Genomic DNA, 12,919 nt, shown 5'->3' with positions numbered 1-12,919 from the left:
GACCGTGCCTGCATGGCATGGCCCCGTCCGGTTCGACTCACATGTCGGTCGAGAAAGACGCCTTGAAGGTCCGTGGCAGCCCCTGGGTCAGATAACCGTTCACGCTGCTGAACGCCGTGTAGGATGAAGCCCAGTAATGGCTGTTGGTGAGGTTTTCCACACCAAAACGGAAGGTCATCGGGCGTTTCGGTGTCATCATGAAGGTGTAGCGGGCACCGAGATCGTAGGTCGTCCAGTTCGGAATCCGCAGGGAATTCTGGACATTGACCCACTGATGGCCCGTATGGGTGACACGCCCCGTCAGGGTCATTCCCTTCATGAAGGGAATGTCATACTCCAGATTCCCGTTGATCGTATAACCGGGAATGCCGACAGCCCTGTTGCCGACATAGTCCCCCTTGACCTGCTTGGCCTGGATGAGGGCACTGCCCCCGTTGAAGCGCAGCCCGTGAATGATCTCACCATTGACGTTCAGCTCGATGCCCTGATTGCGCTGCCTGCCACTGGCCTTGAATATCTGTTCCGTCCCATAATCCTCGACCAGCCCTGTCGGCCGGTCCAACCGGTAGAAGGCCAGGGACGCACTGAAACGGCCAATGTCATATTTCCCACCAACTTCATACTGGACGGTCCGTGTGGGTGACAGGAACTGCTGCGCATTGACCAGATTGGGATAGAGGGAACTCCGTGCCGGGGCCTGAAGCCCCTGGTTCAGCCCCTCCACCCGGTTGAAATAGAGAGAAGCATGGCGGGCCACATGCACCACCAGCCCGACCACAGGCGTGATGGCATCCCGGGAATAATGGGTCGGCGTGTACTGGTAGCTGTTCTGGAGAATGTGCTGGTACCGGAAGCCTCCCGTCAGGGCGATGCGGTCATGCCAGAACGACATCGTATCCGAGAAGAACAGGCTGTAAAGCTGCGTCTTCGTGGCTGGCGTTGCCGAAACATGATGGACCGACGCCGGCTTGGCCTGGACCCCGGGGGTGTACAGGCTCGTATCGCCGACCATTCCGCCCGCATAGCCCGTGGAGGCCTCCGACCACAGGGCCGACCCACCGGCATTGACCTCATGCTTCAGGAAACCTGTCCTGAAATGCGCCCGCACGCCACCCCGGGTGCTTTCATTGGTCTGCTGGTAGGGGACGTAGGACCCGTATCCGAAGCCGGTGCCCTTCAGCCCGTCCGAGACATAGACCGTATCGTAATTGCCTTCCTCATGGCCTGTCATGCCCCCGAACGTGCCATAGAGCATGACATGGCTGTTCAGGTCATGCTCGACATTGAGCAGCCCGAACACATAGTGCATGTCCTCATAGCTCCAGCCCTGGCTCCAGTTGCGCCCCGGTCTCGTGGGTCTGGGAACGGCCGTCAGACCGGAATTCAGCACCACGGCCCCCCGCCCCTGCTGGACGTTCTGGTTCTGGTAGTTGATGTCGAGGCTGATCCGGGTGTCGTCATTGTGCCAGTCCGTATCCAGGCCCAGCGCAACGGAATGACGCCGCTCACCAGAAATGGAGGTCTGGCCATCCATGCCCGCCGCATTGAAACGGATGCCGAACTGGTCATTCCTGCCAAAGCGACGCCCCACATCCAGACTGCCGCCTCCCTGACCCCTGCTGGTGTAGTCGCCCGTCAGACGAGCGAGCGGTTCGCTCCCCGCATGTTTGAACTGGAGGTTGATGTTGCCACCGACCGACGTTCCCCCCGGAGCGGCCCCGTTGATGAAGGCACTCGCCCCATTCAGCACCTGCACCGAATCATAGAGCTGGGGAGAGATCAGCTGGCGGGGGCTGATTCCATACAGGCCGTTGATGGCCACATCATCCCCATAAACCGGCATCCCCCGGATGATGAACGTCTCCGAGAAATTGCCAAAACCATATGTCGTCCGCACGGACGGGTCGTTCTGAAGCACCTGCCCCAGTGTCTGGGACTGCTGGTTCAGGATCATGCTGGACGTATAGCTGCGCAGGTTGAAGGGCAGGTCCAGCCCCTTCTTGTTGCCCAGCACGCCGGCCTGCCCGCCCAGCTTCACCTCCATCTGCTCCCGCCGCCGTGCCTTGACGAGGATGGTTTCCACCGGGGGTGCGTCCGCCTGCTGACGGTCCTTTCCGACGCTCTTCTTCCTGATGCCAGCCTTGCCGTCCGGCTGGCCGGACCGTGCCATCTGGCCCTTTGCCGTCTGTTCTCTGCCCTCATCTCCGGCAGCCCAGACGGGATGCCCCGTCAGCATGCTGCCTGCCAGAAGGCACCAGAGAGTGACGGTTCTGCGGGAAAAACGGAAAGGAATAACCATGCGTGCCCATCCTGAACTGTGAAACTGAATGAGTGCCGCTTTATATGTTAACGATAATTATTCTCAACTTTTTTTCATAAAAAAAACCTTTTTTCTCTTACCGTTTTTTACACCCCTGTCATTTTTGCGTCCTGCCCCATTTACAGAACTGCCAAAACCTCGTAATAAATGAGAATCATTCTCATTTATGCCGTGTTGCGTCCATCATGTCTCCAAGGCTCCGCACCGCACTACGCCTTTTCCATCGCTGGATCGGCTTCCCGGCTGGCCTTTTCCTGTTCGTTCTCTGCTTCACCGGCTCGCTGGCCTGTTTTTCTCCGGAAATACAGGGCTGGATGCAGCCCCGCACCGCCCTCCACAGTCCCCTGCCCGCCATGACACGCACCGGCCTGCTGAAGGCCGGACAGAATCTGAAGACACAGCTCGACACGGGCATCTTCGCTTTCCTGAAACTTCCCTCTCCACGGGACCCCGTTTTCCGCCTCTGGCACTATGATGGGCGCATCTTCCTCGGCCCGGCCCTTGCGCCTGACACGGGCCTGCCGCTGACAGACCATGACGTCACCGGCGGCACGTTTTTCGTGACCCTCCATGCCAGCCTTCACCTGCCCAACCCATGGGGGCAGATACTGACAACCACCGTAGGCATCGGTCTGCTCGTGACACTGTTGACCGGCCTGTGGCTCCAGCTGCGCCGCTTCCTGCCGGACCTGCTGCTTTTCCGCCCCCGGGCTGCCTCCCAACGCCGCTGGCTGGACCTGCACCTGCTGTGCGGCACGCTGAGCCTGCCCGTCCTGTTCATCATCGGCCTGTCCGGCGTGATCCTTCAGTCCCAGAAGCTCATCCACATGATGAACCCGCCCCATCACCCCGCAGGCCATGCCAGTCGCCATCAGGCCCACACAGCCATACCACCGTCCCTGTCTCCCGCCATCATCAGCAGCCTGACCGAAAACGGCCTGCGGCAGTGGGGCACGGTAGCAGATGGATTCTTCATGCAGACCGGCAGGGAAATCGGCCTTTATGGCCCTGACACCCTGCATTTCTGCCTCCAGAGGCAGGCCCTGATACCTTCCCACCCCACCCTGCCGCCCCGGTCCGTCTGCCCGACCGTACACAGCTTCTTCGTGGGACTGCACAACCTGCGCTGGGCCGGACTGGCAACACGCTGGTTCTACTGCTTCAGCGGTCTGATGGGCTGCATCATCATCGGGTCCGGCCTGGTCCTCTTCCTGCAGTCGGAAAGGAACAGCATCGCCCATCACCCTGTTTCCTCCACAATCCGGCAGCGCCTCCAGCGCAGTCATGAGGCCGTCACCATCGCCACCACACTGGGGCTGCCCCTGGCCACGCTGGCCCTGTTCTGGAGCACACGCCTCCCCACGCCGTTTTCCCTGTCGCCCATTCTCTGGGAAGAAAGTGTTTTCTTCGGTCTCTGGAGCCTCTCACTGCTCCATGCCTTCATCATCAGACCGGCAACCTGCCAGCAGCTCGCCCTTGTGGCTGTTCTGGGCACTGGCACTACAGGACTCGACCTACTGACTCGCCCTTTTCATACGGGGCGACCTCTCCTCTTCGGCGCCGTGGACCTTCTGGCAGCCTGCCTTGGACTGGCTGCCCTGTCCGTTCTTCTGCATCTTTTCCGAAAGCAGGCGGCATGATCATCCTGTTCCTCATGGGCCTCTGGGCTGCTGTCTGGCTGCTCCATCTCAACAGACTGCCCACCTACAGGCGACAGAATCCCTGCCATCTTCCCCCTGCCGGAACGCTACAGACGCTTCTCCGCCCGGCCCTGCCTGCCGCCGGCCTGACCGGAGCCTGCCTTCTGGAAGGACTGGACGGACTATTCCTCTGGGTCTTCACAGCTCCAGCCACGGGCTTTCTGCTCGGCCTGACCCTCCCCCATCTGCCACACTCACCAGCTCCCAAAGGCCGGAACTTGCAAAACCATCGGGGAACACCCAGATACCTGCCATGAAAATACGTCTGTCCTCACTGCTGACCTCAGCCCTTATCATGTCGGCCGCCGTTCTGGGGCTCAGCCCCGCTGCCAGAGCAGACCGCCCCTGGCAGGACGCCCATGTGCAGGCCCGGATTGTTGGCGAACATGAGCTGAGCCTGCCGCTGGCCCCCTCGCTGAATTCCCTTCCCGATGGGTCCCCCTTCGCCTTGGGTATGACGGGCAAGATCTATCGTCTGGACCCCGTGGACAGCCGCCTCACTCTCCTGATGGACGAGTTGCCCGCCATCACGGCCCTGACGGCGACATCCCAGGGCCTCTGGGCCGTAACACAGGCGCCCACGCCCGCACTGCTCAATATCGCACCGGATACAGGGGTCATCCTCAACCATATCGGCTTCAGCAATGCCCTGGCCGTCGGCAGCCACATTTCGGCCCTTCAGGTCACGGACAGCAAAGCTTTTCTGGTCGATGACGGCGTTCCGGCTTTCGTCATCATCGACCTCAGGAGCGGTCATGCAGAGCGTCTGCTGGAAGGCGCCCCCTCCCTCAGCAGCCATGCCCCTCTCATCAGGCATGGCCAGCCCGTCACGACGGCACAGGGGCAGCCCAAAACGGGGGGCAACGTGCGCTTCCTCCTACTGGACCACGGCAAAAACTGGCTGTTTTATCAGACCCCGACAGGGCCACTTTACCGAATCGGAACTGACATTCTGACCGATTCCAGCCTTGGCCCGGCGGAACGGATAGAAGCCATGACAAACTGGCGCCGTACCCCCAGCCTTGGCGGCATGACCATCAGCCGGGATGACACGATCTACATGATCGACATCGAACATGGAGACCTGCTCGCCTTTGGTGCCGACCGCCTGCCCTGGCGCCTGCTTCATGATGAGAAACTCTATGATGCCCAGGCCGTCACACTGCTCAAAGGCCGCTCAGGCGTGCCGGGACGGCTGGCTGTCCTGACCGGTTCCGCCATGCCGGAAAACGGCACGAATCCGGCCCCAATAACCAATCACCAGCATCTTCTGGAAATTACCCTGCCCTGATGGCGTTTCGGTGATATAGTGGGGGCATGCGTTATCGATCTACCCGCGGCACACTGGATGCCGCTGCCCCCGACTTTTCCGATATTCTGCTCAGCGGTCTGGCTGGTGATGGCGGGCTCTACATGCCCGATCACTGGCCGCATATCCCCCGCGAGACCCTGACAGGCTGGCGCACCCTCTCCTATGCCGACCTTGCGGCAGAGGTCATCGGCCTGTTCACCGAGGGCAGCATAGACCGTGACACACTCCGTACCATGGCGCACGACGTCTACGGACAATTCGACCATGCCGCCGTAGCACCGCTGGTGGAAGTGGAGGATGGTCTCTTTTCGCTGGAGCTGTTCCACGGCCCGACGCTCGCCTTCAAGGACATGGCCATGCAGATGCTTGGCCGCCTCTTCGAACATGTACTGAAACAGCGCAACCACCATGTGACCATTGTCGGTGCCACATCGGGCGATACAGGATCCGCCGCCATCGAGGCCTTCCGTGGCCGGGAACATGTGTCCATCGTCATTCTCCATCCCCATGGCCGGACGTCGGAAGTCCAGCGCCGCCAGATGACCACAGTGCTGGAGGACAACGTCCTCAACATCGCCGTGGAAGGCGACTTTGATGACTGTCAGGACATGGTCAAAGCCATGTTCGCCGATGAATCCTTCCGTACGGACTGCGCCCTCTCCGCCGTCAACTCCATCAACTGGGCCCGCATTGCAGCCCAGATTCCCTATTATGTCCGCTCCGCCCTCGCTCTTGCTGGGCCGGACCGCCCGGTTTCCTTCGCCGTGCCAACCGGCAACTTCGGCAACATCCTGGCCGCCTGGGTGGCCAGCCAGATGGGGCTGCCTGTCGATCATCTCTGTGTCGGCTCCAACCGGAACGACATCCTGACCCGCTTCCTTCTGAACAACGACATGACGAAGCGGCAGGTGGAGCCGAGCCTCTCCCCCTCCATGGACATTCAGGTTTCGTCCAACTTCGAGCGTCTGCTGTTCGAGATGCTGGGCCGTGATCCCAACCGCTGCCGTGCCATCATGGAAGAATTCCGGCAGACGGGCTGCATGGCCGTGCCACATGACGCCTGGGAGCAGATCCGGGAAACTTTCCACGGCGTTGCCCTGAGTGACGAGCAGACGACCGCCACGATGAAGGCACTTTACGCTGAAAGCCATTATCTGGCAGACCCTCACTCCGCCATCGGCTTGGCAGCGGGGCGGCGCTTCCGTGAAGCAGGCGTGCCGATGGTGGCCGCCGCCACGGCCCACCCGGCCAAGTTCCCCGATGCCGTAAAGAAAGCAACCGGCATCCATCCGGAGTTGCCGCCGCATCTGGCAGACCTCTTCTCCCGCAAGGAACGTTATGAGGTTCTTCCCAACGACCTCGAAAAGGTCAAAGCGGCTGTCCGGGCGCATCGCGGACGCTGAGTCCTCCGCTGGCTGCTACACATGGGCAAAAGGGGATGGCCCTGTCAGGCTGTCCCCTTTTCCGTCTGCCCCGTGGAAAACGGGGACTGGAAAAAGACTCCCGGCACCCCATATTGCAAACACTTTCCGCTTCTTCTCACATCATGGACACGCAGAACTGCATGAGCGAACAGATCAGACGTACGACTCTTGAAAATGGCCTCAACATCGTGACGGAACGGATGGAGCGTGTCGAAACCGTCTCGTTCGGAGCCTATGTGGCTGCTGGCACCCGCCATGAAAGCGAAGCCACCAATGGAGCAGCCCATTTTCTCGAGCATATGGCCTTCAAAGGAACAGGGCGTCGTTCTGCCATCCGCATTGCCGAGGAAATCGAAAATGTGGGCGGTTATCTCAACGCCTACACGGCCAGGGAGAATACAGCCTATTACGTCAAGCTGCTGAAGGATGATCTGCCACTTGGCGTGGACCTCATCGGCGACATCCTCACCCACAGCACCTTTCTGCCGGAAGAAGTGGAGCGGGAACGTGGTGTCATCCTTCAGGAAATCGGTCAGGCGAATGATACGCCTGATGACATCGTCTTTGACCATTTCCAGGAATGTGCCTACCCCGATCAGCCCATGGGCCGCCCCATCCTTGGCACGGAAGATGGCATCGCCAGCATGAGCCGGGAGACGCTCATGGCCTACATGCATGAGCATTACAGCACGCAGAACATGGTCATCGCCGCAGCGGGCAATCTCCACCATGATGAGGTTGTCGACCTCGTCCGTACCCATTTTGCCGACCTGCCCACGCACACGCCACCACAGGCCGTACCGGGCCGGTATGTCGGCGGGATGAAGCAGACGGACCGCAAGCTGGACCAGGTCCACCTCCTGCTGGGTTTCCCCGCCCCCGGCTATCGGGAAAAAGGCTATTACAGTGCCATGATCCTCTCCACCCTGCTGGGAGGTGGCATGTCGTCCCGTCTGTTCCAGGAAATCCGGGAGCGGCGCGGGCTCGTCTACAGCGTCTACACCTTTGCCAGCCCCTTTGCGGACAGCGGCATGTTCGGCCTCTATGCCGGGACCGGGCCAGACAAGACGGACGAACTGATTCCTGCCGCCCTGACTGAGCTCAGCACCCTCCAGAAGGGAATCAGCAAGGAAGAACTGGACCGTGCCCGCACGCAGCTCAAGGCCTCGCTGCTCATGTCGCTGGAGAGCACAGGCAGCCGCTGTGCCCAGATCGCCCGCCAGATCCAGGTCCATGACCGCATCATTTCCACCAGCGACATGATCCGCAAGATTGATGCCGTAACGGAAGAAGACGTCCTGGCCATGGCCCGGACCATCTTCAACGGGGCTCCGACGCTGACCACCATGGGACCAGCCCGCAACATCCCCGGGCCAGATGCCATCCACGCCGCACTGAAATCCGCATGACCGATCTGCTCCCCCATCTTGAGGCCGCCCTGAAGTTTGCCCGCCAGCACGGTGCCGACCATGCCGATGCGGTCATGCTCCGTGGCCGGAGCCGCTCCGCCATGATCCGGCAGGGTCAGGCGGAAGGCCTCCGCCATGCGGAGAGCCTGTCCCTCGGGCTGCGTGTCTTCCATCAGGGCCGTGTGGCCACGGTCTCCGGCAATGACGTAACGCCGGAAGCCCTCTCACAGCTTGCAGAACGGGCCTGTGCCATGGCCAGGGTCGTTCCTCCATCCCCTGATGACGGTCTGGCAGACGAACCGCTCATGCCTGTTCCTGCCAGCACGATTGCAAAGCTCGACCTGCTCGACCCCTCTGGCACGCCGGATACGCCGGCCCTGCTGGACAGAGCCCGTGAGATGGAAGACGCAGCCCTCTCACATGCAGGCATCACCAACAGCAGTGGTGCCTCAACCAGCACGACCCTTCAGGACATCGCCCTGGCCACCAGTGCCGGCTTTGCCGGCCAGTATCAGCGCAGCGGCCACAGCTGTGGCGTCAGCGTCCTGGCGGGAACAGGAACAGGGATGCAACGGGATTATGCCCTGCACAGTGCCGTGCATCAGGCCGACCTAGAAAATCCTGCCCGGCTGGGCCATGAGGCGGCCCGCCGTGCCCTTGCCCGGCTGAACCCTACCCGCCCCAGAACGGGCCTCTATCCGGTCCTGTTCGACCCCCGCGTGTCCGGCTCCCTGCTGGGGCATCTCGCTGGGGCGATCAATGGATCCGCCATCGTGCAGGGGACTTCCTTCCTCAAGGACAGGCTGAATGAAGCGGTATTTGGGTCTGGCGTCACCATCACCGATGACCCGACCCTGCCCCGTCTTGCCGGTTCCCGCCCCTTTGATGGTGAGGGCACGGCCTGCCTGCCGCTGGACCTTGTAAAAGACGGGCAGCTTCGCCACTGGCTGCTGGACAGCCGCTGTGCCCGCAGGCTGGGTCTGCCCGCCAGCAATGGCCGGGCCAACCGGACCAGCGGGGGCAATGTCCACCCCGGTCCGTCCAGCCTGTTCCTTCATGCGGGCCCCCACTCCCCTGAAGAACTGAGACGTGATATCAGGGAGGGTGTGCTCATCACCGAACTGATGGGCAACGCCATCAACATGCTGACAGGCGATTACAGCCGGGGCGGTTCAGGCTTCATGATCCGCAATGGCGAGATTGCCGAGCCTGTATCAGGCATCACGGTGGCAGGTAATCTGCTTGACATGTTTGCGCGGCTCATCCCCGCCAATGACCTCAACCTGATGACGGGCCATCACGCCCCAACCATCCGTATTGACCAGATGAGTCTTGCTGGAGACTGACCAGATTATGCGTATTCGTCTTTTCCCCCTCGCAGCGGCAGCCCTGTGCCTGCCACTCTTTGCCCTTGCTCCGGCTGCCGATGCCAGAGCTGGCATGGGGTCTTCCCTGGGCAGCCGGGGCTCCCGCACCTATAGCCCCCCGCCCCGCACCAGCCTCACCCCCAACTGGACCCGGCCCATGGACCGCAGCATGACGCCCCGCACGCCGTCCTATGCCTCTCCGGCACCGGAGAGCGGCTTCAGTCGGCCAAACTTCGGCAACAGCATGCGACCACCCTTTGCCATGCGGCACCCCTTTCTGACCGGGCTGGCTGGTGGCTTCCTTGGGGCCGGGCTGTTCGGAATGCTGAGCGGGCATGGCTTCTTCAGCGGTTTCAGCGGAGGCGGCGGGTCCTTCTTCGGCTTCCTCATTCAGGTGCTGGTCGTTGCCTTCATCATCAATTTCCTCATCAAACTCTGGCGGAAACGGTCTTCCAACAACACCATGTCCAGCAATGCAGGTGGCTCTGGCCTGTTTGGTGCAGCCGGTGGCGCTTCCTCCCCCTTCACCAGCCAGCCGCAGCAGGCTCCTTCGCAGGGCGTGACCCTGACGCCTGATGATTACAGCACCTTCCAGCAGTTGCTGATAAACGTACAGGCTGCCTGGAGCGCACAGGACATGATGTCCCTCCAGCGCATGGCGACGCCTGAAATGGTCAGTTACTTCAACAACCAGCTTTCCGAGCTGACAAGCCGTGGTGCCCGCAACATCGTCTCTGATATCCAGTTCCTGCGGGGTGACCTTGCCGAAGCCTGGCGGGAAGGCACAATCACCTACGCCACCGTGGCCCTGCAATATTCCGCCATTGATGTCACGACCGACAGCATGGGCAATGTTCTGGACGGCAGCAAAACCGAACGCCAGACCATCACGGAACTCTGGACCTTCCTCCGTGCCGATGGCCGGGGCAACTGGATCCTCTCCGCCATCCAGCAGGCCGGGTGACCACTCCCCTGGGCGAGAGGCAGCCACCCTGCCTCTCAGCCGCCCTCACCTGAATGAAAAAACCCCGCTTGCCTGAACCTTTCATGGACAGGCAGGCGGGGTTTTTCTTTCCCATCTACGAGAAGACGTCACAGTCGGTACAAAGCCACCACGAACAGGGCCAGCGTGAAAAAGGAAAGCCCGAGAACGATGCCGAAGAGACGGCCCTGGCGGCGGGAAGGAGTGTTATGATCGCTCATGCCAGAAGAACCCTGTCAATCAGAAGGCCACAGAAGAGGAAGAACAGATAGGCCAGTGAATAGCGAAACGCATGACGGGCCGGTTTATCTTTCGTCAGGCTGTTCCCCTTCTCATCCTGTTTGTCGAACAGGACCCGCAGGCCGTAATAGATGAAACCGAGGTCCAGCAGGCTGGCACAGACCGTGTAGAACCAGCCACACTGCCCTACCACGCTCGGCACGAGAGACACGGCCCCCAGAATGAAAGTGTAGATGACGATCTGCCAGCGTGTATGGCGTGCGCCCTTCACGACCGGCAGCATGGGGATGCCCGCACTCTCGTAATCCTTGCACGCATAAAGGGAGAGCGACCAGAAATGCGGAGGCGTCCACAGAAAGACGATGGCGAACATCACCACCGGCAGCACGTCCAGCGATCCCATCGTCGCTGCCCAACCGATCATGGGGGGGAAAGCTCCGGCTGCGCCGCCAATCACGATGTTCTGCGGCGTGCTGCGCTTGAGCCACATGGTGTAGATCACACCATAAAAAAAGATGGAAAAAGCCAGAATCCCTGCCGCCAGCAGGTTGGTCGCCAACCAGAGCAGCACAACGGAGGCTACCGACAGCACAACCGCATAAACCAACGCACTCGTCGGTTCGACCCGCCCTCCGGGAACAGGACGGATGCGGGTCCGCTTCATGATCGCATCAATGTCACGATCATACCACATGTTGATGGCACCCGCCGCACCGGCCCCGATGCAGATGCAGGCAATGATAACCAGCCCGACAGGTACGGACGGCCATTTCGGCGCTACGGCCATGCCCGCCAACCCGGTGAAGACCACAAGTGAAATCACTCGTGGTTTGAGCAGCGCCACCCAATCTTGCAGAGCCGTATCACCAGCATGTCCCTCGACACGCAGCGCCCCCAGAAAACGGGCCAGTGGAGAGGCCGAAAGACCGGATGATGCCTGCATGGAAAAACACCTTACTCTTCAGGAAAAAGCCCCATTGTCCCCTGGGTCCGCTCTACCAGCAGGCCATACCAGACCATTCCGGCAGACAGGGCGAACATGAGCAGGCTGCAGCCCATCAACAGCACGGCAGGCACGACCAGCTGCGGCAGAATGGAACAGAGCGCCCCGACAAACGTGATGAAAGCATGAATCATGCCAAAAATGGAGAAAGATCGCCCCCACCGTGCCAGTCTGGCCCCGCACCAGCCATAGAAAGCTGCACTGAGAGCAAGAAGGCTGCCGAACATCACAAGCTGATGCCCTGCCGCCCCCAGAACGAAGGCCCCCGGCGGCACCCCCTGTATGCCCCAGACTGGTTCGGTCAGCATGGCGGCCCAGCCAGCAAGCAGCAATACAAGCCCACCGGAAGCCCAGGCCGCCACTGGCCCCGATGGCAGGGCAGTACGCCATATATCCCTGGCAAAGGCTACGAGAAGAACCAGACAGGGAACCCCTAGCCCGATGCTCAATCCAGCACTGTAAACCGATGACGGAAGCCCGCCGAAGAGATGGTCAGCCCAGAGCAGAACAGGCACCACACCCATGACGCCAAACGCATGGGGAGCACAGCGGGGTACCCACCCCTGCTCCTTCTGCCCGGGCAGAAGAGCAGCCATGATGATGCCAAGCGAAGGCACGCTCAGCAGGGTCATTTCCACACTGCCACGCAGAACCGTCAGAAGGGCTTCAGGCCCGGCACCAGCCAGACCACTCCGCAGCAGAAAAGCCAGCAGAACGGGAGCGATGATGAGCACAGACAGAGCATTGGCCAGAAACGCCCAGACCAGCGGCGGACAATCACGGAAGGGGATGGACCGCATCTCCAGAACCGTGGCCAGCACATTGAAAGCCAGCGCCAGCACGCCAATGCTCCAGAGAGCCAGCCCGACAGACGGCATGACCGGCAGCAGAAAGGCACCTACAGCCAGCACGCCAAAACCGGTACGGACCGCAAACGGCAGAGCCATGCCCTCGCCTTTCAGCAGGTCCGGCAGGAACCAGCGGGCCATCCCGCCCAGAAAAGCCGGACATACAACATAAAATGTCATCAGCACGGCATGGGACACAACGACACCAGGAGACGGATGCACATGCAGGAAAGGCAACCCCATGGCGCCCCCCAACATGCCAGCAAACAACGCCAGCAGAAAAAACGCCCCACCGCTTCTCCCATGACGGGATG

Annotated in this window: 10 protein-coding genes; 7 read left to right on the top strand and 3 right to left on the bottom strand. The window is 61.0% G+C overall.

Annotated elements, in window-relative coordinates; translation table 11 throughout:
- Positions 1-37 precede the first annotated feature (37 nt).
- A complete protein-coding gene (locus tag DTQ13_RS07780) occupies positions 38-2,299 on the bottom strand; it encodes a TonB-dependent siderophore receptor (RefSeq protein ID WP_248460490.1) in 2,262 nt (753 codons plus the stop codon).
- A gap of 206 nt (positions 2,300-2,505) precedes the next feature.
- On the opposite strand from DTQ13_RS07780, the gene DTQ13_RS07775 reads away from it, so the two are divergent.
- From DTQ13_RS07775 to DTQ13_RS07745, 7 genes are all read left to right on the top strand, one after another.
- A complete protein-coding gene (locus tag DTQ13_RS07775) occupies positions 2,506-3,960 on the top strand; it encodes a PepSY domain-containing protein (RefSeq protein WP_248460489.1) in 1,455 nt (484 codons plus the stop codon).
- The gene (locus DTQ13_RS07770) at positions 3,957-4,277 is read left to right on the top strand and encodes a hypothetical protein (protein ID WP_192848061.1); all 321 of its coding nucleotides are present in this window, start codon (positions 3,957-3,959) and stop codon (positions 4,275-4,277) included. Before DTQ13_RS07775 ends, DTQ13_RS07770 begins: the two co-directional genes overlap by 4 nt.
- On the top strand, positions 4,274-5,311 hold the full coding sequence (locus tag DTQ13_RS07765) for a hypothetical protein (protein WP_192848060.1): 1,038 nt from the start codon (positions 4,274-4,276) through the stop codon (positions 5,309-5,311). Before DTQ13_RS07770 ends, DTQ13_RS07765 begins: the two co-directional genes overlap by 4 nt.
- Before the next feature lie 26 nt (positions 5,312-5,337).
- Positions 5,338-6,735: a threonine synthase gene (thrC, locus tag DTQ13_RS07760; RefSeq protein WP_248460488.1), complete on the top strand. Its 1,398-nt coding sequence runs from the start codon at positions 5,338-5,340 to the stop codon at positions 6,733-6,735.
- A 161-nt stretch (positions 6,736-6,896) separates the two neighbouring features.
- Positions 6,897-8,165: a pitrilysin family protein gene (locus DTQ13_RS07755; RefSeq protein ID WP_086431190.1), complete on the top strand. Its 1,269-nt coding sequence runs from the start codon at positions 6,897-6,899 to the stop codon at positions 8,163-8,165.
- Complete coding sequence (locus DTQ13_RS07750) at positions 8,162-9,511, top strand: TldD/PmbA family protein (RefSeq protein WP_248460487.1); 1,350 nt, start codon at positions 8,162-8,164, stop codon at positions 9,509-9,511. The genes DTQ13_RS07755 and DTQ13_RS07750 overlap by 4 nt, the downstream gene beginning before the upstream one ends.
- A gap of 7 nt (positions 9,512-9,518) precedes the next feature.
- A complete protein-coding gene (locus DTQ13_RS07745; RefSeq protein WP_043560579.1) occupies positions 9,519-10,496 on the top strand; it encodes a TIM44-like domain-containing protein in 978 nt (325 codons plus the stop codon).
- A gap of 235 nt (positions 10,497-10,731) precedes the next feature.
- Here DTQ13_RS07745 and DTQ13_RS07740 read toward each other — a convergent pair whose 3' ends face one another.
- Positions 10,732-11,697 (bottom strand): heme o synthase, encoded by a 966-nt coding sequence (locus tag DTQ13_RS07740; RefSeq protein WP_248460485.1) that lies wholly within the window; start codon positions 11,695-11,697, stop codon positions 10,732-10,734.
- Between the two features lie 11 nt (positions 11,698-11,708).
- A complete protein-coding gene (locus DTQ13_RS07735; RefSeq protein WP_248460484.1) occupies positions 11,709-12,848 on the bottom strand; it encodes a hypothetical protein in 1,140 nt (379 codons plus the stop codon).
- Positions 12,849-12,919 lie beyond the last annotated feature (71 nt).

It is taken from the genome of Parasaccharibacter sp. TMW 2.1888, from assembly GCF_023167265.1.
In the GTDB taxonomy this organism is placed as follows: domain Bacteria; phylum Pseudomonadota; class Alphaproteobacteria; order Acetobacterales; family Acetobacteraceae; genus Bombella; species Bombella apis.
The sequence above is the reverse complement of the archived record's forward strand: the minus strand, read 5'-3'. Positions and strand labels throughout refer to the sequence as shown.